This is a genomic window from Arthrobacter sp. NPDC056886 (assembly GCF_042788715.1).
Taxonomy (GTDB): domain Bacteria; phylum Actinomycetota; class Actinomycetes; order Actinomycetales; family Micrococcaceae; genus Arthrobacter.
On the sequence record NZ_JBHUBT010000002.1, the window covers coordinates 65,060 to 86,754 of the forward strand.

General features: G+C 66.5%; 20 protein-coding genes. 6 read left to right on the forward strand and 14 right to left on the reverse strand.

Translation table 11 applies throughout. The annotated features are described in order from the left end of the window. Positions 1-217: 217 nt before the first annotated feature. The 5 genes from ruvB to pdxT all read right to left on the reverse strand — a co-directional run bounded on the left by ruvB (position 218) and on the right by pdxT (position 4,214). Positions 218-1,366: a Holliday junction branch migration DNA helicase RuvB gene (ruvB, locus tag ACFRJ8_RS03375; RefSeq protein ID WP_377984738.1), complete on the reverse strand. Its 1,149-nt coding sequence runs from the start codon at positions 1,364-1,366 to the stop codon at positions 218-220. Then, on the reverse strand, positions 1,359-2,006 hold the full coding sequence (ruvA, locus tag ACFRJ8_RS03380; RefSeq protein WP_377984739.1) for a Holliday junction branch migration protein RuvA: 648 nt from the start codon (positions 2,004-2,006) through the stop codon (positions 1,359-1,361). Before ruvA ends, ruvB begins: the two co-directional genes overlap by 8 nt. A 134-nt stretch (positions 2,007-2,140) precedes the next feature. Next, a complete protein-coding gene (gene ruvC, locus ACFRJ8_RS03385; RefSeq protein ID WP_091563943.1) occupies positions 2,141-2,719 on the reverse strand; it encodes a crossover junction endodeoxyribonuclease RuvC in 579 nt (192 codons plus the stop codon). Between the two features lie 34 nt (positions 2,720-2,753). Then, positions 2,754-3,509, reverse strand: coding sequence for a YebC/PmpR family DNA-binding transcriptional regulator (locus ACFRJ8_RS03390; protein WP_377984740.1), 756 nt, complete (start codon positions 3,507-3,509; stop codon positions 2,754-2,756). A gap of 3 nt (positions 3,510-3,512) precedes the next feature. Then, a complete protein-coding gene (pdxT, locus tag ACFRJ8_RS03395) occupies positions 3,513-4,214 on the reverse strand; it encodes a pyridoxal 5'-phosphate synthase glutaminase subunit PdxT (protein ID WP_377984741.1) in 702 nt (233 codons plus the stop codon). 103 nt (positions 4,215-4,317) lie between these two features. On the opposite strand from pdxT, the gene ACFRJ8_RS03400 reads away from it, so the two are divergent. The 5 genes from ACFRJ8_RS03400 (at position 4,318) to ACFRJ8_RS03420 (ending at position 8,477) form a co-directional block, all read left to right on the forward strand. After that, entirely contained in the window at positions 4,318-5,607 is a 1,290-nt protein-coding gene (locus ACFRJ8_RS03400; RefSeq protein ID WP_377984742.1) for a MurT ligase domain-containing protein, read from the forward strand. Further along, on the forward strand, positions 5,604-6,401 hold the full coding sequence (locus tag ACFRJ8_RS03405) for a type 1 glutamine amidotransferase (protein ID WP_377984743.1): 798 nt from the start codon (positions 5,604-5,606) through the stop codon (positions 6,399-6,401). Before ACFRJ8_RS03400 ends, ACFRJ8_RS03405 begins: the two co-directional genes overlap by 4 nt. A gap of 4 nt (positions 6,402-6,405) precedes the next feature. Continuing rightward, entirely contained in the window at positions 6,406-6,894 is a 489-nt protein-coding gene (locus tag ACFRJ8_RS03410) for a GNAT family N-acetyltransferase (RefSeq protein ID WP_377984744.1), read from the forward strand. 190 nt (positions 6,895-7,084) lie between these two features. Beyond that, positions 7,085-7,414 carry a hypothetical protein gene (locus tag ACFRJ8_RS03415; RefSeq protein WP_377984745.1) on the forward strand — a complete coding sequence of 110 codons (330 nt, stop codon included), beginning with the start codon at positions 7,085-7,087 and terminating at the stop codon, positions 7,412-7,414. A gap of 115 nt (positions 7,415-7,529) precedes the next feature. After that, the gene (locus tag ACFRJ8_RS03420) at positions 7,530-8,477 is read left to right on the forward strand and encodes a methyltransferase family protein (protein WP_377984746.1); all 948 of its coding nucleotides are present in this window, start codon (positions 7,530-7,532) and stop codon (positions 8,475-8,477) included. Here the strand turns inward: ACFRJ8_RS03420 and arr are convergent. From arr to ACFRJ8_RS03435, 3 genes are all read right to left on the reverse strand, one after another. Then, positions 8,464-8,892 carry an NAD(+)--rifampin ADP-ribosyltransferase gene (arr, locus tag ACFRJ8_RS03425; protein WP_377984747.1) on the reverse strand — a complete coding sequence of 143 codons (429 nt, stop codon included), beginning with the start codon at positions 8,890-8,892 and terminating at the stop codon, positions 8,464-8,466. The genes ACFRJ8_RS03420 and arr overlap by 14 nt on opposite strands. A 93-nt stretch (positions 8,893-8,985) precedes the next feature. Beyond that, the gene (locus tag ACFRJ8_RS03430) at positions 8,986-9,825 is read right to left on the reverse strand and encodes an alpha/beta fold hydrolase (RefSeq protein WP_377984748.1); all 840 of its coding nucleotides are present in this window, start codon (positions 9,823-9,825) and stop codon (positions 8,986-8,988) included. A 9-nt stretch (positions 9,826-9,834) separates the two neighbouring features. Then, positions 9,835-10,689: an alpha/beta fold hydrolase gene (locus ACFRJ8_RS03435; protein ID WP_377984749.1), complete on the reverse strand. Its 855-nt coding sequence runs from the start codon at positions 10,687-10,689 to the stop codon at positions 9,835-9,837. 215 nt (positions 10,690-10,904) lie between these two features. On the opposite strand from ACFRJ8_RS03435, the gene ACFRJ8_RS03440 reads away from it, so the two are divergent. Then, entirely contained in the window at positions 10,905-12,914 is a 2,010-nt protein-coding gene (locus tag ACFRJ8_RS03440; RefSeq protein WP_377984750.1) for a M3 family metallopeptidase, read from the forward strand. A gap of 145 nt (positions 12,915-13,059) precedes the next feature. Here ACFRJ8_RS03440 and pdxS read toward each other — a convergent pair whose 3' ends face one another. The 6 genes from pdxS to ACFRJ8_RS03470 form a co-directional block, all read right to left on the reverse strand. Then, positions 13,060-13,986, reverse strand: a complete 927-nt coding sequence (pdxS, locus tag ACFRJ8_RS03445) for a pyridoxal 5'-phosphate synthase lyase subunit PdxS (RefSeq protein ID WP_277525827.1) — start codon at positions 13,984-13,986, stop codon at positions 13,060-13,062. Between the two features lie 208 nt (positions 13,987-14,194). Continuing rightward, positions 14,195-14,833 carry a phosphatidylinositol phosphate synthase gene (pgsA, locus tag ACFRJ8_RS03450; protein WP_377984751.1) on the reverse strand — a complete coding sequence of 213 codons (639 nt, stop codon included), beginning with the start codon at positions 14,831-14,833 and terminating at the stop codon, positions 14,195-14,197. Then, a complete protein-coding gene (locus ACFRJ8_RS03455) occupies positions 14,826-15,464 on the reverse strand; it encodes an HIT family protein (protein WP_377984752.1) in 639 nt (212 codons plus the stop codon). Before ACFRJ8_RS03455 ends, pgsA begins: the two co-directional genes overlap by 8 nt. A gap of 19 nt (positions 15,465-15,483) precedes the next feature. Continuing rightward, complete coding sequence (gene thrS, locus ACFRJ8_RS03460; RefSeq protein ID WP_377984753.1) at positions 15,484-17,493, reverse strand: threonine--tRNA ligase; 2,010 nt, start codon at positions 17,491-17,493, stop codon at positions 15,484-15,486. A gap of 189 nt (positions 17,494-17,682) precedes the next feature. Then, positions 17,683-21,195, reverse strand: coding sequence for a DNA polymerase III subunit alpha (locus tag ACFRJ8_RS03465; protein ID WP_377984754.1), 3,513 nt, complete (start codon positions 21,193-21,195; stop codon positions 17,683-17,685). Next, positions 21,192-21,527 carry a DUF6504 family protein gene (locus ACFRJ8_RS03470; RefSeq protein ID WP_377984755.1) on the reverse strand — a complete coding sequence of 112 codons (336 nt, stop codon included), beginning with the start codon at positions 21,525-21,527 and terminating at the stop codon, positions 21,192-21,194. Before ACFRJ8_RS03470 ends, ACFRJ8_RS03465 begins: the two co-directional genes overlap by 4 nt. Between the last annotated feature and the right edge of the window lie 168 nt (positions 21,528-21,695).

A 21,695-nucleotide genomic window follows, 5' to 3' on the forward strand; every position in this document is an offset into this window, starting at 1 on the left:
TAAGTCCGAACACAGGGATTGTTCCGTTCTGTACTTGCATAGCTGTTTTTCAGCAACGTCCGTTTGCTCCGGGCGGCGCGGGCAGAGGTCTGCACAGCAAGCTGGCAGAGAGACCATCCCCAAACCGCCGGCGGCTACCTGCTCTCCGCCCACGGAAACAAAACCCGAACGTGCCGAGCGTCATACCAGTCTAAAGGGAAAAGCTGAAAGTACGGTGCTAGCGGCTATTTCTGATCCGCTGGGGACCGGTTTTCTCAGCCAGGCCACCGCCGGATTCGCCCTGGGGGCCCTCGCCCGGTTCATCGCCAAGCTCGTCGGCCAGCTCTTGGGCCTGGAACAGCTCCAGAGGATCCTGGCTGAAGACGCCGGCAGGCACGGCGAAGCCCAGGTGTGTCCAGGCCGGTGCCAAGGCAATGCGGCCGCGCGGCGTCCGGCCCAGCAGCCCCTCCCGCACCAGGTAGGGCTCGGCAACCGTTTCCACGGTCTCCGTTTCCTCGCCGACGGCGATCGCGAGCGTGGACAGCCCCACGGGCCCGCCACCGAACTTGGTGATGAGGGCCTCGAGAACGGCACGGTCCAGCCGGTCCAGGCCACGCTTATCTACCTCATACATGTCCAGGGCCGCGGACGCCGCCCGGGCATCAATTTGCTCGATGCCGTGAACGAGTGCCCAGTCCCGGACCCGGCGCAGGAGCCGGTTGGCGATGCGCGGCGTGCCCCGTGACCGGCCGGCAATCTCGCTGAAACCGGCCGAGTTGACCTTCAGGTCCAGCAGGCCGGCCGAGCGGCGCAGGACCAGTTCCAGCTCTTCGACCGAATAAAACTCGAGGTGGCCGGTGAAACCGAAGCGGTCCCGGAGCGGCCCGGGAAGCAAGCCGGCCCGCGTGGTGGCGCCCACCAGTGTGAAGGGCGGCAGTTCAAGCGGGATGGCGGTGGCGCCCGCGCCCTTGCCGACGACGATGTCGACGCGGAAATCCTCCATCGCCATGTACAGCATTTCCTCGGCCGGCCGCGACATCCGGTGGATTTCGTCGAGGAACAGGACCTCGCCCTCAGAGAGCGAGGACAGGATGGCCGCGAGGTCGCCCGCGTGCTGGATGGCCGGGCCGCTGCTGATCCGCAGCGGGACGTTCATTTCGGCGGCGATGATCATGGACAGCGTGGTCTTGCCCAGGCCGGGAGGGCCGGAGAGGAGCACGTGGTCCGCGCTGCGGCCGCGCATCCGCGAGGCCTCCAGGACGAGGGAAAGTTGCTTGCGGACCCGGTGCTGGCCCACGAAGTCGTGCAGGTTCTTGGGCCGCAGGGCGGCTTCGATGACCCGCTCCTCCGGTTCCTCTCCCCCGGCGGTAATCGATGGCTCAGCCACGCGCGCCTACCCGGTTTCCGGCGCGGGCGCCGTCCTGGCCCAGCCAGCGCAGCGTCGCGCGGAGGATCTCCGCCACGTTGCCGTTAGCGGCCAGGTCTGGGGAATCGGCCAGGGATTTGTCGATGCTGGCCGTGGCATCCTTTTCGGACCAGCCGAGGCTTGTCATTGCGGCGACGACCTGCGGCTTCCAGACGGATTCCGCGGAAACCGCTGCGGAGGCCGGTGCGCCGGCGGTGCCGTGCGGCACGAGCTTGCCGGCGAGTTCCAGCACGATTCGGCCGGCCACCTTCGGTCCTATTCCGGGGACCTTCGTGAAGGCCTTGCCGTCGCCGGAGTGGGCGGCAACCCGGATGGCTTCCGGCTCGTGGACGGCCAGAACGGCCAAGGCCAGACGGGGACCGACGCCGCTGACGCTGAGCAGGATGTCGAACACATCACGTTCGTCATCGCTGGCGAAACCGAACAATGTCAGCGAGTCTTCCCGCACGATCAGGGACGTGAAGAGCTTCCCCTCATCCCCCACCCGCAGCCCGCTGAGGGTCTGCGGGGTGGCGTTGACGCTCATGCCGGCGCCGTTGAGGTCGATAACGGCGGAGGACAGGCCTACATGCGCTACGGTTCCGCGAAGAAAACTGATCAAGGCCGGGCTCCTGGGTCTACAGCGAAAGGCAACAGCGAATAAATAGAAAGGGAATCTCTAGACAGCGAACAGATAAGAGGGAAACCCTGCTATCCGAACATATCTACGAATACCCTAGCAAGCGAGCCCGACATTCAGCGCGCACGGCGCGCTTTTGCCTCCGCGTCCGCCCACGCCCGCTGGGCCGGAGTGAGAGACTGGCTGCCCGGCCCCGTCGTCGCTACTGCGGCGCCGCTGCCGGCCCGCCAGGCGTGGGTAATGGCCAGTGCCAGGGCGTCGGCGGCGTCGGCCGGGCGCGGGGGCGCGTCCAGCCGGAGGATCTTGGTCACCAGCTTCGTGACCGCGTCCTTGTTCGAGGTCCCGCTTCCCGTCACGGCGGCCTTGACCTCGGACGGGGTGTGAAGCGCCACCGGGATGCCGCGCCGCGCGGCGGCCGCAATGACCACGCCGGAGGCCTGCGCTACGCCCATGACCGTGCTGACGTTGAGCTGGGAGAAGACCCGCTCGACGGCGAGGACGTGCGGTTCGTACTGGTCGAGCCACTCGTCGATAGACGTGGCGATGACCAGCAGCCGCTGGTCCAGGCTCTCCTCCGGGGACGTTCCCACCACACCGAAGGCCACCATGGTGGCCCTCCGGTTCCTTTCGACGTCGACGACGCCGATCCCGCAACGGGTGAGGCCCGGGTCAACCCCCAGGACGCGCAGGGTCAAGACCGGGCCTCAAAATCACAGCTGCGTGAGCGAGTCACTCGGCTTCCAGTGCGGCCTGCACTTCGTCGCTGAGGTCGGCGTTGCTGTAGACGTTCTGGACGTCGTCGAGTTCTTCCAAAGCGTCCACCAGCTTCATGAACTTCTTCGCGGCCTCGAGGTCCAGTGGCACCTGCATCGACGGAACAAACTCGGCCTCATCGGTGTCGTACTCGATTCCGGCCTCCTTGAGGGCATCGCGGATGGCCTGGAGGTCGGTCGGCTCGGAGTGGATCTCGAAGGTCTCGCCATTGTCCTTGACTTCCTCGGCCCCGGCGTCGAGGACTGCCATCAGCACGTCGTCCTCGCTGAGGCCGTTCTTGGGCAGCGAGACGACGCCCTTGCGGCTGAAGAGGTAGCTGACCGACCCGGGATCGGCGATCGTGCCGCCGTTGCGGGAGATCGCGAGCCGGACCTCGGAGGCGGCGCGGTTCTTGTTGTCCGTGAGGCACTCGATCAGCAGGGCAGAGCCCTGCGGGCCGCGGCACTCGTACATGATCTCGGTGTAGTCCACGACCTCGCCGGTGAGACCGGCGCCGCGCTTGATGGCGCGGTCGATATTGTCAGCGGGCACCGAGGTCTTCTTGGCCTTGGTGACGGCCAGTTCCAGGCCCGGGTTGCCGGACAGGTCAGGACCGCCCATGCGCGCGGCGACTTCGATGTTCTTGATCAGCTTGGCGAACGACTTGGCCCGGCGGCTATCAAGGATGGCCTTCTTATGCTTGGTCGTCGCCCATTTGGAGTGGCCTGACATGCTTTACGCTTCCCCTCTGATCATTCGAATAAACAGTTCATGCACGCGCTTCTCCCCCGTCACTTCCGGGTGGAAGGAGGTGGCCAGCAGCTTGCCGGAACGCACTGCAACAATTCTAGCCGTCCCGTCCAGGGATTCGGGGTGGCCTGCTTTGGACGGTTGCACCTGGGCGAGGACTTCGACGCCGTCGCCGACGCGCTCCACCCAGGGTCCGCGGATGAAGACGGCGTGGACCGGGGCCACAGCCCCGGCGACGGCGCTGAACTCGAGCCCCCTGAAGTCGAGATCCGTCTCGAAGGACTCGCGCTGCCGCCCGAAGGCGTTGCGGCGGACGGTGATGTCGAGTCCGCCGAATGTCTGCTGCGGGTTCCCGGCGAGGTCCGTGGCCGGGTCCGCGATCTGGTCCGCCAGCAGGATCATCCCGGCGCACGAGCCGTAGACGGGCAGGCCGGCCTGGATGCGTTCGCGCAGCGGATCCCGGAGCCCGAAAATCCTTGAGAGCTTGTCGATCGTGGTCGATTCGCCGCCGGGGATGATGAGTCCGTCCAGGCCGTCAAGCTCTGCGGGGCGGCGGATCCCGACGCCGGTGGCACCGGCGGTTTCCATGGCGTGAAGGTGCTCACGGAAATCGCCCTGCAGCGCCAGGACGCCGATCCGGAGCCCTGTTCCCACGCGGGAATCAGGGGAAAAAGAGGGGGTGGTCATCCCCACAGCATAATGGGCCGCGCCGGTGCGGTACGCATGGAGATCGCATGCACCAGCCCCGGCCGTCCGGGTTCCATGCCGCTGCTGGGATATATTACAGAGCATGCTTTACTTCAGCGTTCCGCTCGGCAAACTCGTCCGCCGGGTCTCCCGGCTCAGGGGCGGAGGCTCGGCCCTTCCCGGGCTTGTGGTCGAAAAAATCGACCCCGATTTCATGCGGCGGACACTGTCCACGCTGCCCCAGGGGGTCGCCGTCGTCAGTGGCACGAACGGGAAAACCACCACCACGAAGATGGTGGTGGAACTGCTGGAGAGCCAGGGACTGAAGGTCTTCACGAACCGCACCGGCAGCAACTTCACCCGCGGCGTGGCCGCGGCGCTACTGGGCGAGGTGGACTGGCGGGGCCGGCTCGATGCCGACGTCGCGGTTCTGGAACTAGACGAGGCGCATGCCGTGCACTTCGTCAACAAGGTCCCGCCCCGGTACAGCCTCCTGCTGAATGTCCTCCGCGACCAGCTGGACCGTTTCGGCGAGATCGACAAGACCGCCGAACTGCTCCAGCACATCGCGTCCAAGACCACCGGGACCGTGGTCCTGAACCGTGAAGATCCGCGCGTTGCCCGGATCGCCCAGACCCTGGACGGGCCGGAGGTGCTCTACTTCGGGCTGGACGATTCCCTGCTCAGCACCTTCCCCAACGACGACGAGATGCGCGCGGCCCCGGGGAGCCCGGTGCCGCCCGCCCCCGCCCGGCCGGCCGCCGACGTCGTGCTGCGCCGCGTGGGACCCGACGACGCCGATTTCGAGTACGACGGCGCGACGGTCACCACGCCGATGTTGCTCCGCGGCGTCTACAACATCTTCAATGCCGCCGCCGCCCTGACCCTGGCCCGCGGTATCTCGGGAGCCCGCGGCATCGGTACGGACCAGGCCGGCCTGCTCACGGCCCTGGCCAAGGTGGCGCCGGCGTTCGGCCGGGGCGAGAGCCTTGTGGTCGATGGCCTGCCGCTGGAGCTGGTGCTGGTCAAGAACCCCAGCGGATTCCGGCTGGGCCTGAAATCGTTCCCGGCCGCCGGGTACGCCACGATGATCGCGATCAACGACAACTACGCGGACGGCCGGGACATGTCCTGGCTGTGGGACGTCGAATTCGACACCCTCCGCGTCGGCGGCGTGGACCAGCTCACCGGCTCCCGCGCCTACGACATGGCTCTGCGGCTGCAGTACGACGACGTCGCCATCGGCGCCGTCGACACGGAGATCGCGCCGGCGCTGGCAGCGTTCATCCGCGGCGGCGAAGGCAAGCCAAAGCGGATCTTCTGCACGTACACGGCCATGCTGGCCATCCGCCGCGAGCTGTCCAAAATCACCACAGTGGAGGTGGTCTCATGACCCCCCGGTCCCCCGAAACCCCGCACGAGCTCTCCTTTGGGCACGAACTTCCGCCCGACGACTCCGCGGCCCCCAGCAAGGGAACCATCCGCGTGTTGCAGCTCTACCCGCGCGACATGAACATCTACGGCGACTGGGGCAACGCCCTGGTCCTCGCCCAGCGCCTGCGCTGGCACGGCTACACACCGGAGCTGCTCGAATACAACGTCGGTGACCCATTCCCGGCAGACGTGGACCTGATTGTCGGCGGCGGCGGACAGGACAGCGGACAGCTCGTGATCCAGGACGACCTCCTGTCGCGCGAGTCCACGCTGAAGCAACTGGCCGACGACGGCACCCCAATGCTCGTAATCTGCGGGCTGTACCAGCTCTTCGGGAAATTCTTCAAGACCCGGCTCGGCACGGTCCTCCCGGGCATCGGCATCCTGGACGTGGAGACGCACGGCACCGACGAACGCCTGATCGGCAACGTCACCGTCTCCTCCCCCGAGTTCGGCAGCATCCTGGGCTATGAGAACCACAGCGGGCAGACCACGCTGGGACCCGGCGTCGAACCGCTCGGAACCACCGCCAAGGGTACCGGCAACAACAGCACCGACGGCCAGGAAGGCGCCCGCTACCGCAACATCGTGGCGAGCTACCTGCACGGCTCGCTGCTGCCCAAGAACCCGGCTCTCGCGGACTTCCTGATCCGGACCGCCGTCGAACGCAAATACGGCAACTTCACGCCGGGCACTCCGGACGACTCCTACGCGGTGCTGGCGCGTGAACACGCCGCCCGCCGGCCCCGCTGACCCAATGGCAGGGACTTCTAACGGCACGGTCCTGATTGGGCGCGACACCCCGGAGCGGGAGGACGTCCTGCAGCTCCTGGGCGAACACCTCGCTGACATGTACGCGACCTCCCCGCCGGAAAGCGTCCACGCCCTTGATCCCGCCGCGTTGGCCGGACCCGGCGTCAGCTTCTGGACCGCGCGGGAGGACTCACAGCTGTTGGGCTGCGCGGCGCTGAAGCATCTGGCGGCCGGCGACGCTGAGATCAAGTCGATGCGCACCGCGAATGCAGCCCGCGGGCGCGGCGTTGCCTCGGCGCTGCTCCGCCACGTTCTGGCGGAGGCCCGGCACAGCGGCTACCGGCGGCTGTACCTGGAGACAGGGAGCCAGGAGTTTTTCGCGCCCGCGCGGCGGCTGTATAAGCGGCACGGCTTCACGGACTGCCCGCCGTTCGCCGGTTACGAGCTCGATCCCCACAGCGTCTTCATGACCCTCCAGCTCGACGCCGGGTAGCTGCTCGGGGGCTGGCCGCGATGACCGGGGGCTCCGCCTAGCGCCCGGACACCCGAAGATTGCCCAGGGTGCTGAACCTTGCATGGCCCATCAAGTTGCCAACACGGCAAAACCCACCAGCGTTTTGACCGGATTCCATTTCGGAAACCAGTTCTGACCAACGCTATTGGGACATTCCGGCTGCTTTTCTGTGAACGACAGCGGCATCTGGCGCACGTCGGCGCTATTTGGCGCATCCCTTGCTGTAGGCTCCGATTCGAACCTTGGGGGATTGATGCTGAACTACTTTCGCGAGACGCAAGAGGCACGATTTGCGACCTCTGCACGTCGAATCTATGGCTTTGTCTCTGCCGGCTTCGTGGTTGCTGTCATGGCATTGGTTTTCGCGGACCTCGCACCTATGTGGATTTCGTGGGCGACCTTCGCCGCTTCCTGCGTTCTGGACGCTTTCCTGACTAGAAAGTGGATCAGAGAAGACGCACTCGAAGCCTATCGAGGCGGCCACGGTCGAATTCGGTAGGCTGGCGGCAACATTTGCTTTGACACAAACAAAGCCACGTCCTAGGGCCGGAAGTGCCCGCTCGAATAATTCCATCGACCAGCAGGTAAAGGCTACTAATGTTTGGGCTGAGTCGGTGAAGCCCTTGGTTCAGTGGGGTCGGGCTTATTTCGCCATTCAGGCGGTCGCCGGCCTCTCTTGGTGGATCGCGGTATTCGTTTCGCCTATGGTTCGCGAGGCGACTCTCGGTAATCTCGACCCGGTCGCGGTCGCAGTCTTCGACATTCCGCTGTTCGTCATGGCCTCGGCCCTGGCGGCATTTGGCGTCAGGGCAGCCGTGGCAGTAGCTACCGGCTGGACGGGCTTCGTCGCGGTCGCGCTGGCGGTATACGCCACCATCACAACCGAAGCGGGCTGGGGTGTCCTGAGCATGGGTGCTGCAACCGCAGGTTCCCTGATCGCGCTCTGCCTCATCTTGCTGGGGCGCGTACCGATTGCGTGGATCATCCGGGGTCCGTTCGCTTTCCGGCCGGCCGTCACCCGCCCGTCCGCTGCCATCCACGTGGCTTCAACATTCGGGCAAATTGTCTTCTTCTGGGGGTTCTTCCTGGCGGTGCTTCCCTTGGCCATAGCGTTTCTCGCGCAGCGCTGGGGGGTGGGGCTCCCGTTTCCATCGTTTGCAGGTCCCTTAGGTGTCGCGGTTCTCGTACTCGCCAGTGCTCTTGGCCTCTGGTCGGCAGTTGTGATGTCAACGCGGGGAGATGGCACGCCGTTGCCATCGGCGATGCCCAACCGTCTGGTCATTGCAGGTCCGTATCGCTGGATTCGTAATCCGATGGCGGTCGCGGGCATTGTTCAAGGCGCCGCGATTGGCCTCATTCTGCAGTCATGGCTTGTCATTGCCTACGCGGCGGTGGGCTCACTGGTGTGGAACTACGCCGTCAGGCCACTTGAGGAATCTGACCTCAAGGAACGGTTCGGCGAAGAATTCCAGCAATACCGCGACACGGTGCGCTGCTGGATTCCTAGGTATCGAAGACCCGGCTCCCTCAGAGATTTCGAGAACGGTACTAGTCGTCAATGACCGCGAGGCCCCGGCGTTTCAGGTCGGCGAGGCCATCTCGCATGGCCTGCAACTGATCGGGCGAGTGTCCTAACCAATCCACGAGTTCCCCGACGACTTCCACCGGCTCCCGGGTCCGGTAGGACCGGGTCGGATTGCCGGGGAACTTCTTGTCCGTCACGTTGGGGTCGTCTTCAAGCGTGCCCGTCGGTGCCACGATGTAGATCCGTCCACGGCCGTCCCCGGCGGCGAGTTCAGCGGCCCACGTTGCGGCATCCAAGGTTGCCGTCACGTACACGTGATTCGCCGTCCTTCCTTCTTCAAAGTTCGAGCCGCGTCCGGGCGTCAACAGGTCCCCTACCGCCAGGTCCGCCTTCGTCCCGTGAAACAGGGCCCCCGACTCGTGGACTTCGAATGGTTTGGGCTGGTTCGTCATGCACACCCCCTACGAGTTCGATTCGAAATATTAGGCCGGCCGACCCTATGCGGCAAGAATGCTCCACGGGCTATCCACCGGCCCAATCTGCCGTCAGTGGGCCCGGACAAAGGCCAGGACATCACGCGGCACCCGCCTGCTCGATCCCACCCGCAAGTGGCCCCACCGCTCGTAGACGATCAGCGTGCAGTCTGGAATTAACCGCGCGGTCTCCTCCGCCACCGCCCTGGGGAAGAACGCGTCCCGCCCTCCGCAGAGCAGCAGCACGGGCGGACGGATGAGCGGCAGCACCGCCCGCGCATCGAACCCCGACTCGGCCCGCGCCTCCGTAAGGACGTCCGCGGCGGCGCACCCGGAGCGGCCCAGCACGCGCCTGCCGACAAGGGGTCCCAGCAGTTCCCGCAGCCAGCGGGTCCGTGGGCCTGGGAGGAGGGACTCAGCCAGGACCGTTCCCGCGCGGTCTGGGTCCCCGGCGGCGACGGCGGCGGCCAGCCGATTGTCCACGTCCTTGCCCCACGCGCTCACCTCGGCCGCCGTGACCACCAAGGCGATATGCCCGAAGGACTGCGGATGGCGGGCGGCCAGGTATTGCCCGATCGTCCCGCCGAATGACTCGGCCACCACCAGGTCCACTCGGCCGCCGAACTCCTCGGCGATTAGTTCCGCGTAGTCGTCCGCCATGTCTGCACTTGTGTACGACGCCGGCATGTTCCGCCGGCGGGTGACAATCCAGATGGCGTACCCGGCGTCCTCGTAGGCAGCAAACCCCCGCCGGAACAATCCGCGCAGCACCCCTTGGGGCACAACGCTTCCCGGTCCGCCCTGGACGAAGAGCAGGGATTTGGCGCCCCGGCCCCACGTCAGGTATTGCATCCCGTTGCGGAACTCGCCGGTCCGCGGCACCTGATCCCGCCGGTCTGTCTGCGCTGTCACGTCGCCGCCTTACGGCGTCGTCACGGGCTGCCGCAGCAGTGCCGCGAATTCGGCCGGCCGGGTCACGGGCCACCAGTGGCCGCTGTCCACCCGCGTCACCGTGACATCGTCCACCCACGAGTCAAGCCCTTCCACGAGGGCCGGCGTGAGGAACGGATCCTGCAGCGGCACCACTACATGGACAGGGACGGTCACCCGGGTTGGGGCGGCCGGGTTCCGCCGCCGGCCGCGGAAGTTGCTGCGGTACAGTGCCAGGCCGCGGATGGGATCGTTGCCGACGTCGCGCTTGGCCATCTTTTCGTAGCGCCGGGTCAGGAACAGCCGCCAGGACGCCTCCGGCAAGACCGGGACCAGGAACGCTCCTATATACCAGCTGCGCAGCAGTTGCGCGCCCAGCTGCGGCCAGGCCCCCGGTGTCCGGACGCGTCCACGGATCCAGCGGGAAAAGTGGCCAAGGTCCGGCCCGGAAATACTCGTGTAGCGGATGATGAGGCCGTCCGCCCGGGCGTCCTGGACGACGGCCCAGCCCTGGATCGAGCCCCAGTCGTGCCCCACCAGATGGACAGCCCGGACGCCCACCCCGGCCAGCACGGCGAAGGCATCGTCCACGAGGGCCTGCATTGAATAGCCCCCGCCCGGGCCTTGGATGGCGGAGGCGCCCGCGTTCCGCGTGTCGTAGGCCACCACGTGATGCGTCCGTGAGAGTTCGCGGATGGCCGGAAGGAACACCCGGTGGTCATCGGGGTAGCCGTGCACCAGGAGCAGGCTGGGCACGTCCGGTCCAGGTTCCGGGCCAAACTCGAACACGGCCAGCACGGCACCGGGCACGGCGATCGTCCGGCGCCGTTCGTTCAACGTCTCCACATGTTCCCCTTATGGTTCCTACATCAGCGGTTCCCCGGCATTCAGCAGCCCTGGCCGCCGCTGGCTCCGTGCCCCGGCCGCCGCCTCCGGCGTCGGCCTCACCGTATTTTCCGCCGCGGCGGAACAGTCCCACCGGGCCCATCCTACGGTGGGCGCCATCACAACACACTGAAGTGGTCATTGAGAACCCGCGTGCTGCATGAAAGAGTCGCTTCATGACCAATCCCCTCCTGAGCCCCAGCACCCTGCCCTACGGCCTGCCGCCGTTCTCGGACATCGAGGACGCGCACTACGCCGAGGCCGTCGAGGCGGGCCTGGCCGAGCATCTTGCCGAAATCCAGGCCATCGTCTCCGACCCGGCGGCGCCGTCCTTCGAGAACACCGCCTTGGCCATGGAACGCTCCGGCCGGCTTCTGGAACGGGCGTCCGCCTCGTTCTTCACCCTGGTTTCCGCGGACGCCTCGGACACCATCCGCGATCTCGAGACCCGTCTCTCCCCGCTGTTCTCCGCCCACGAGGACGCCGTCTACCTCAACCGCGGGCTCTACGAGCGCTTCGCGGCGCTGGACACTGACGCCCTGGACGCGGAGTCAGTCCGGCTTGTGGAGGAATACCTCAAGGACTTCCGGGCCTCAGGCATCCAGCTTGACGACGCCGGCCAGGGGCGCCTCAAAGAGGTCAATGCCGAGCTCGCCCGGCTCGGCACCGAGTTCGGGCAGCGCGTCAAGGAAGGCATGAAGTCCGCTGCCCTGCTGCTGGACGACGCCGCCGACCTCACCGGCCTGCCGGCCGACGACATCGCCAGCGCCGCTGAGGCCGCCCGGACCGCGGGGCACGAGGGAAAGTACCTGCTGACCCTGATCCAGCCCAGCAACCAGCCCGCCATGGCCGCACTGGCGAACCGGGACATCCGCCGGCGTCTCTACGAGGCCTCGATCGGCCGAGGCAGCGGCGGCAGCTTCGATGTGCTCGATCTGGTCAAGGACATGGTCCGGCTCCGCGCCGAGAAGGCCAGCCTTCTGGGGTTCGCGAACTTCGCCGAACTCAGTGTGGACCGGCAAACGGCACCGGACTTCCAAGCCGTCCAGGCCATGATGAGCAGGCTGGCCCCGGCCGCCATCCGCAACGCCGACGCCGAGGCGGAGGCGCTTGCCGAGGCCGCCGGCCACCCCCTCGAGGCCTGGGACTGGGCGTATTACTCGGCCAAGGTCAAGCGCGAGCGGTATGCCGTGGACGAGCAGGCCCTGCGCCCCTACTTCGAGCTGGACCGGGTCTTGAATGACGGCGTATTCTTCGCCGCGAACGCCCTGTACGGCGTCACCTTCCACGAACGTGCCGACCTCACCGGCTACCACCCGGATGTGCGCGTCTGGGAGGTGAAGAATTCCGACGGGACGGACCTCGGCCTTTTCCTGGGCGACTACTACACCCGTGACACAAAGCGCGGGGGCGCGTGGATGAATTCCCTCGTGGAGCAGTCTGGTCTGCTGAATACCCGTCCTGTGGTGATCAACAACCTCAACATCTCCAAGCCGCCGGCCGGCGAGCCCACCCTGCTGACGCTGGACGAACTCCGCACCACTTTCCACGAGTTCGGCCATGCCCTGCACGGCTTGTTTTCCGCCGTCACGTATCCACGGTTCTCCGGTACCAACGTGCCGCGGGACTTCGTGGAATACCCGTCGCAGGTCAACGAGATGTGGATCATGTGGCCCGAGGTCCTGGCCAACTATGCGCGGCACCATTTAACCGGCGAGCCCCTGCCGCAGGAAACCGTGGACAAGCTCAACGCCGCGCAGCTCTGGGGCGAAGGCTTCGCCACCACGGAATACCTTGGCGCGGCCCTGCTGGATCTGGCCTGGCATGTCCTGGACGCAGCCGATGTCCCGGACGACGTCGTCGAGTTCGAAGCGAAGGCACTGGCCGCGGCAGGCGTGGCGCACAGCCTGATCCCACCCCGCTACCGCACGGGCTACTTCCAGCACATCTTCGCCGGTGGCTGGTACGCCGCCGGCTACTACTCCTACATCTGGAGCGAAGTCCTGGACGCCGACACCGTGGAATGGTTCAAGGAACACGGCGGCCTCAGCCGCGCCAACGGCGATTTCTTCCGGGCCGAACTGCTCTCCCGCGGCAACAGCCGGGACCCGCTGGAGTCGTTCCGCGCCTTCCGCGGCCGGGACGCGGACCTCGGCCCGCTGCTGAAGCGTCGCGGCCTGGACTGACCCCCACCCCACCCATCGATTGCTCCGTAGACGCCCTTATGCGCGCCGATAAGGGCAGTTACGGAGCAATCGACGGAGGGAAACGACGCCGGCCCGCCACCTGGAGAGGTGACGGGCCGGCGTTGCGGTTAGGGCTTTACTACTGCTACCAGCCGCGCTCGGCGAGGCGGTGCGGCTGCGGGATCTCGTCGACGTTGATGCCGACCATGGCCTCGCCCAGGCCGCGGGAGGCCTTGGCGATCTCGTCCGGGTCATCGAAGAAGGTGGTGGCCTTCACGACGGCGGCGGCCCGCTGGGCCGGGTTGCCGGACTTGAAGATGCCGGAACCGACGAACACGCCGTCGGCGCCGAGCTGCATCATCATCGCGGCGTCCGCCGGGGTGGCGATGCCGCCGGCGGTGAACAGCACCACCGGCAGCTTGCCGGTCGCGGCAACTTCCTTGACCAGTTCGTACGGGGCCTGCAGCTCCTTGGCCGCGACGTAGAGCTCGTCCTCGGCCATGCCGGCGAGCTTCTTGATCTCGGCGCGGATCTGGCGCATGTGCGTGGTGGCGTTGGAGACGTCCCCGGTGCCGGCCTCGCCCTTGGACCGGATCATCGCCGCGCCCTCGTTGATCCGGCGCAGAGCCTCACCAAGGTTGGTGGCACCGCAGACGAACGGAACGGTGAAGTTCCACTTGTCGATGTGGTTGGTGTAGTCGGCCGGGGTCAGGACCTCGGACTCGTCGATGTAGTCCACGCCGAGGGACTGCAGCACCTGCGCCTCGACGAAGTGGCCGATCCGGGCCTTGGCCATGACGGGCACGGACACGGCCGCGATGATCTGATCGATCATGTCGGGATCGGACATGCGGGACACGCCGCCCTGGGCGCGGATATCGGCCGGAACACGTTCCAGCGCCATCACGGCCACGGCACCGGCGTCTTCGGCGATGCGGGCCTGCTCGGCGTTGACGACGTCCATGATGACGCCGCCCTTGAGCATCTCAGCCATGCCGCGCTTGACGCGGCTGCTGCCCGTGACGTTCTTCGCGGACGCGCCGGCTTCGCTGCTTACATCAGGTGTAGACACAAAAACCCCTATGGGTAGATAGATGACCTCGCCGGGGCGCGGACGGCACGTAAGTGCTGTGTCTCGCACACACCGGATTACCGGATCCATTGGCCGGTAAAACTAATACTATCCCCCGGCCGGGGCACGGCAGAATTCGAGTTACAGCAGCCGAATCTCGCCCGGGGACGGGGATTCCGCGACTCGGCCGCGGCGCCGTGTGGTGCCGTCAGGCGGACCGTTCCGTGGCAGTACCTTCAGGTTCCTCCAGCGACTGGCGGTGCACTGTGACGATGCGCTGGATCACTGTCACCAGGCTCGCCGCCGCGAGGAGGCAGAGCGTCACGAACAGCACGACGACCGGCAGGCCGAGGCCCGTAAGTCCCGTGACCACCAGCACGGACACCAGACGCTCGGCGCGCTCGGCGATGCCGACATTGGCGTGAAAGCCCAGGGCTTCCGCCTTGGCCCGCGCGTAAGAGACCACCATGCCGAGCACGAGGCAGACGATGGCGGCAACGGCGATCGGCGGGTTGGCGCCGCCGGTGAAGAACCAGACGGCGAGGCCGGCGAAGAGGGCGCCGTCGGCCACGCGGTCAAGGGTGGAGTCCAGGAAATTGCCCCACCGGCCGCCGCGGTGCTGCATCCGGGCCATGATGCCGTCAATGACGTCGGAGAAAATGAAGGCCGTGATGAACACGGTCCCCCACAGGAGCTGCCCGAGCGGGTAGAAGACGAGGGCGCCGATCACCACGCCGAGCGTGCCGACCACCGTCACGGCGTCGGGAGATACCCCGATCCGCAGGAGCCAGCGGGCAACCGGCGAAAACAGGGCGGTGAAGAATCCCCGGGCGTGCCTGTTAAGCATCCTTCTCCCCAGTAGTTTGCTGCGGCGCGGGCATTTCCTGCGGCGCTGGCATTTCCTGCGGCCACGCGTCAGCCACCTGCTGGCGAACCTCGCCGAGGGTCTGCGTGATCGCCTTGGTCTGGGCAATGATGGGGAAGAAATTCCCGTCCCCGCCCCAGCGCGGCACCACGTGTTGGTGCAGGTGACCGGCAATCCCTGCCCCGCCGGTGACGCCCTGGTTCATGCCCAGATTGAAACCGGAGGGGTTGGCGACTTTGCGCAGCACCCGCATGGCCGTCTGGGTCAGCTCGGAGAATTCCGCCGTCTCCTCGACCGTGAGATCCGTGTAGTCGGGGATGTGCCGGTAGGGGCAGATCAGCAGGTGGCCCGGGTTGTACGGAAAGAGGTTCAGCACCACGTAGCTGGTCCTTCCCCGGTACACGATCAGGGATTCCTCGTCCCCCCGCTCGGGCGCGACGCAGAACGGGCAGTCGTCCTGGTTCTTGAACTGGTGCTGGCCGCCCTTGATGTACGCCATCCGGTGCGGGGTCCACAGGCGCTGGAAGGCGTCCGGGACCCCGGCCAGAACGAAGTCGTCCGTCACGTCGTGGTCGCCCGGATACTCCGGCCCGGCCCCTGTGGTTTCCTGCACGCGTTGCCCTTCCGTCTGCCTAGCTGGTCCGGTTTCGGACAGCGTCGACGATCCGCTGGACAGCTTCGGCAACGGGTACGCCGTTGTCCTGGCTGCCGTCGCGGAAGCGGAAGGAAACGGCTCCTGCCTCGGCGTCGTCTCCGCCGGCGATCAGCACGAACGGGATCTTGTCCTTGCTTGCCGTGCGGATCTTCTTCGGGAATCGGTCCGAGGAGATGTCCACCTCGGCGCGGATGCCGGCCGCCTTGAGCTGGTCCACGACGTCGAACATGTAGTCATTGAACGCCTCCGCCACCGGGATGCCGACCACCTGCACGGGGGCCAGCCAGGCGGGGAAGGCACCGGCGTAGTGCTCGGTCAGCACGCCCATGAAGCGCTCCACCGAGCCAAACAGGGCGCGGTGGATCATCACGGGCCGCTGCCGGGTGCCGTCGGCGGCCTGGAACTCGAGCTCGAAGCGTTCGGGCAGGTTGAAGTCCAGCTGGATGGTGGACATCTGCCAGGTGCGGCCGAGCGCGTCCTTGGTCTGGACGGAAATCTTGGGGCCGTAGAACGCGGCTCCGCCCGGATCCGGGATGAGCTCAAGACCGGAGGCTTCGGCCACCTCGGCAAGGGTTCGAGTGGCTTCCTCCCACGTGGCGTCGTCGCCCACGAACTTGTCTTCGTTCTTGGTGGAGAGCTCGAGGTAGAAGTCGTCCAGGCCGTAGTCCTTGAGCAGGCCGAGGACGAAGTTCAGCGTGGTGGTCAGCTCGTCCTTCATCTGCTCGCGGGTGCAGTAGATGTGGGCGTCATCCTGGGTCATGCCCCGGACGCGGGTCAGGCCATGCACAACGCCGGACTTCTCGTAGCGGTAGACCGAGCCGAATTCGAAAAGCCGCAGCGGCAGTTCGCGGTAGGAGCGTCCGCGGGACCGGAAGATCAGGTTGTGCATGGGGCAGTTCATCGGCTTGAGGTAGTAGTCCTGGCCGGGCTTGCGGACCGTGCCGTCCTCGTTCAGCTCCGCATCGATGTGCATCGCCGGGAACATGCCTTCCTTGTACCAGTCCAGGTGGCCTGAGACTTCGTAGAGGTGGCCCTTGGTGATGTGCGGGGTGTAGACGAAGTCGTAGCCGGCATCCACGTGGCGCTGGCGGGAGTAGTCCTCCATGGCCTTGCGGATGATGCCGCCCTTGGGGTGGAAGACCGGCAAGCCCGAGCCGAGCTCGTCCGGGAAGGAGAACAGGTCCAGTTCCGCGCCAAGTTTGCGGTGGTCGCGGCGCTCCGCCTCGGCAATGCGCTCCTGGTAGGCCTTGAGCGCGTCTTTGGTGGGCCAGGCGGTGCCGTAGATGCGCTGCAGTTGCTGGTTGTTCTGGTTGCCAAGCCAGTAGGCGGCCGAGGACCGGGTCAGCGCGAAGGCGTTGGAGATCAGCTTGGTGTTCGGCAGGTGCGGGCCGCGGCACAGGTCGCACCAGATGCTGTCCCCGCTTTTGCGGTCCACGTTGTCGTAGATGGTGATGTCGCCGGCGCCGACCTCGACGTTGACGCCTTCTCCGGCCTCGGCGGCATCGTTCTTCTTGCCCAGGAGTTCGAGCTTGTAGGGCTCGTTCTTCATTGCCTCGCGGGCCTCGTCCTCGGACACCACGCGGCGGACGAACTTCTGGTTCTGGTTGATGATCTTCTGCATCATCTTTTCGAGCTGGCGGAGGTCTTCCGGGGTGAAGGGTTCCGCGACGTCGAAGTCGAAGTAGAAGCCGTCCGTGATGTAGGGGCCGATGCCGAGCTTTGCGTCGGGACGCAGCTGCTGCACGGCCTGGGCCATGACGTGGGCCGTGGAGTGGCGCAGGACGTTGAGCCCATCAGGGGAATCAATGGTGACGGCCTCGACTTGGGCGTCCTCGGGAAGGGCCTGGTCCAGGTCCTTCAACTCGCCGTTAACGCGGGCCACAACGACGTCGCGGCGCTCAAAGAAGAGTTCCGCGCCGGTGGTCCCGGTAGTCACCTTGGTCTCTTCGCCGTCGACGAGAAGGGTGATCTGCTGGGCATCTGACACGGGTGTCTCCTATTCAAGGTTAAGGCTTCGTAGCTTGTGGCGTACGGGGACCACAGCCAGCCTCGTCCATGCTATCGGTTTCTCCAGAGGCCAACCAACGCGCCAGCGCACCACAACCAGAGCATCCGCAGCCGGCGGCCCGCAGCCGGCGGCGGCAGCCCAGCGGCGGATCCCGCGGCGGACGGGAGCTCAGCCGCCCAGCCCGGTGATGGCGAGGCTCCTGCCGATCCCGTCCAGGGGGCCGGGCAAGGTGTCGGACATGAAGGGCTCATACTCGACTGTGGCGCCGGCAACGGATTCCGGGAACGGCAGGGTCTCCGGGCGGCTGAGGTCCCAGGCCATGCTGGCGCTGATGCTGATCCCACGCGGCCCGGTCCGGCGGGTGGTGCCGCGGATCAGCAGCAGGCGGGTGCCAAACAGCAAGGATCCGGACTGCTCCTGCGCCTCGTGGAAGAAGACCGAATCCACGCAGCCCGTGCCGTCGTCGATGCTGATGAACACCACCCGTCGGCCGCCCCGCATGGGCGGGGTCTGGGTGGCCACCCGGACTCCGGCAACCAGCACCTCCGTACCGTTGCGCAGTCCCAGCAGCTTGTCCGCGGTGGTGACGCCGAGCCGGTCCAGCAGCGGGCGGTGGCTGGTCATGAGGTGCTCGCTGACGTCCACTGCCATCAGGTCCAGTTCCGCCCGGACGTTGTCCACCGTGCTGGGCGCGGGCAGCACGGCCTTCAGGTACTTCAGTTCCACGTCCCCCAGCGGCAATGCCAACTGGCCCTCAATGACGTCTACGCCCTTCCGCAGGGGACGGGCCTGGAGTTTCTGCAGGTGCTGGACCAGGTCCGCCCGGTTGGCGGCTCCCCCGGATGCCCGGTGCAGCGAGTCGAAGGCGCCAAGCTGGGCAAGGCGCTGGATGCTGGGCCTGCTCAGCCGTGACCGGGCGCGCAGGTCCGCCAGGGAGTCATAGGGCTGGCCGGCCACTATCCGCTTCAGCTCGGCGCCGGAGAGCCCGAAGATGCCGTTCAGGCTCAGCCGGATTCCCAGCTTTCCCCGGTCCTTTCCGGATTCCACCCGCTCCACCCGGTACTCGGCCTGGCTCCGGTTAATGTCGAGGGGAAGGATGGGGATCCCCAGCCGCCGGGCCTCGGCCACGAGCAGTCGTTTGGGGTACATGCCGGGGTCGTGTTCCCAGAGCCCGGCGAGGAAGGCCTCCGGGTGGTGCGCCTTGAGCCAGGCCGACTGGTAGGTGGGCACGGCGAAGGCGGCTCCGTGGGCCTTGCAGAATCCGAAGCTGCCAAAGGCCTTCAGCGTGCCCCAGACCTTGTCCACTACCTCGGGTCTGTAGCTCCGGGCCCTTGCCTCCTTCCGGAAGAACTCCTCCACCTTGACTTCCAGGACCTCGTTGCCCAGCGCCCGGCGGAACTCGTCGGCGCGCGCAAGCCCGCACCCGGTCATGACATCGAAGGTCTTGAGGATTTGTTCGTGGAAAACCGTGACTCCGTGGGTCTCTTGGAGGACCGGCTTGAGGTCAGGATGCGGATAGATCTCGGGGGCGAACCCGTGCCGGTGCTCTAGGAAGGGCCGGACCATGTCGGATTTCATCGGGCCGGGGCGGAACAGTGAGATGTCAATGATGAGATCGTTGAATTCCCGGGGGGCCATCTTGCCGATCAGTTCGCGCTGGCCCGGGGATTCGATCTGGAAGCAGCCCAGGGTGTGGGTGCTGCGGATCAGTTCAAAGGTTGGCTCGTCATCGAGCGGGACCGCGTTGAGGTCGATGTGCCCGTCCTCAGCGATGTAATCCGGGCCCGTTCCGTCAACGCCGGCCGGATGCGCGCCGGCGGCCACCACCTCGGCCTTGGAGGGGTGGAGCCGGATCACTTCCCGGACGGCGAAGGCCATGGCGCTCTGCATCCGGACGCCCAGGACATCGAGTTTGAGCATGCCCATGGGATCCATGTCGTGCTTGTCGAACTGGCTCATAGGCAGGCCAAGGCCGCTGGGCTGCACGGGGGTGCGGTCCAGCAGGGTGGCATCCCCGAGAATGACGCCGCACGGGTGCATGGAGATGTGGCGGGGCAGCCGGTCCAGCCGCTCCGTAAGGTCCACCAAGAGGTCAAGCTGCTGGTTTCCGGTGAAATCCCGCTGTTCCACCCGCTCAGCGAATTCCTTCAGCTCCGGTTTCTCCTCGAGGGCTTCGCGGAAGTGCCGGGCCGAGAACCGCCACAGCTGCTTGGCGATGTCGCCGATTTCGCCGTCGTCCATGCCCAGCGCCAGGCCGGCGTCCCGGACGGCACCGCGAGCGCGGTAGCCATTCTGCATGCTCATCAGCGTGACGCGTTCGGCTCCGAAGCGCTCAAAGATCTTCCGGTAGACGTTGTGCCGTTCGGCGCTTTCGACGTCGATGTCGATATCGGGCAGTGTGGCGCGGTCGCGGGAGAGGAAGCGTTCGAAGATGAGGTCGTGTTGGAGCGGGTTCACCTGGCTGACGTCGATCAGGTAGTTGACCAGGCTGGAGGCCCCGGATCCGCGGGCGGCGGCCCTGACCCCCATGTCCAGGATCATCCGGGAGACCTCTGCGACGGTCAGGAAGTAGGAGGCGAAGCCCAGCGAGTCGATGATCCGGAGCTCGTGCTGCAGCCGGGTTCGCATCTGCTGTTCCTGCTGCCCGGAGATTCCCGGGAAACGGCGGCCGATCCCCGCCTCGCAGCGCAGGGTAAGTTCGGCGAGCGCATCGCCGTCGATCCCGATCACGGATCCTTCGGGGACCACGGGCTGCTTCCAGCCCATGTCGGCCACAGGATCCATGCGGCAGCGGTCCGCGAGCGCCTCGGTCTGGGCCAGGAGCCGTTTGAGGTCCGCCGTTCCATAGCCGGCGGCGTGGATGATCTCCTTGCCCAACTGCAGCATCTGGGCCGCAGATTTTAGCCAGCCCTGCCCATTGGGCTGCAGCAGCGGGGCTGCGGAGAGCTCGGGGAGGGATCTAAGCGTCCGGGCCGAGTCCAGCACATCGGCGGTGGCCGCGCCGTCCTCGGCCACATACCGCACAGCATTGCTCAGCACGGCGGGCACCCCGTGCTCTGCTGCCAACTTGAGCATCCGCACCGCGTGGGCGGTGCTCAGCGGTTCCCCGGGCGGGCTGAGCTGGGACACGACCTCGGCCGCCAGGGTCCCGGGGGGCATGGCATCCAGCCAGCGTTTGAACAGGGTGCGGGGCCTCAGATAGCGCCTGCCCCCCATGGCGCGGCCGACGTCGGAGTCCGGGCCGATCAGCACCGTCAGGACCGGCTGGAGGGTTTCCGGGTGCAGGGTGCGGGAAGCCAGTTCCGCCCGTGTGACGGCCACCGGCACCGCTCCCCCTGCCTTGCCAGTGGTGCGGGCATGGGCGTCGGAGATCAGCCGGCACAACGCCCGGTAGCCGGCGCCTTTGTTGTGTCCGTGCGCCAGCACGACGACGCGTCCCCCCAGCTGGGTGCGGAGGTCGCCGTCGTCGTCAAAGACCGCAAGGTCCACCCCGACGATCGCATCCAGCCCTGCGCCCATGCACGCCTTCAGGTGCTTGACGGTGCCGTACAACCCATCCCGGTCCGTGCAGGCGAGCGCGGTGGCGCCGTCTGCGGCGGCCGCGGCGGCCAGTTCATCCGGCCAGGAGACGCCATAGTGGGCGCTGAAGGCGGTGGAGACGTGTAGGTGGGTGAAGTTCATGCTGTCTTGGGCTTCCGGAGGGGCTGCAGGGCGTCGTGGATCCTCAGGAGCCGCCACCGGCCGCTGCCGACATGCCGGGTCAGGTCAAGGGTGAGGGTGGAGTCCGCGGATTGGTTCCCGGCGGCTCGCACCTGGACCCGCCAGATCTCGTGGTCCACCAGGCCCGGACCGCTCCCGAGCGGCGCCCGGTTTTCCTCCGCCCACCATTGCCGGCGCTCAAACCAGCGGACGGGTTCCGCGCAGACCGTGTAGTGCCGGCCTGCCCAGTCGAGGCGCAGGGGCTGTCCTGCGGGCGTGCAGACGACATCCACAGACTCGCTAAACATGCCCATACTGCCTCCCGACCCAGTCCGGGCTGGAGCCGGTCCAGTCCCTGCTTCTGCTAGCCCTACATATCCAAGACTCAAAACTCCAGACTGAAGACTGAAGACTCAAGCTTTATTCGAACATATCTTCGAATAAACCCAGTCTACGTCGGAGTAGCGACAAAACCCAGATCG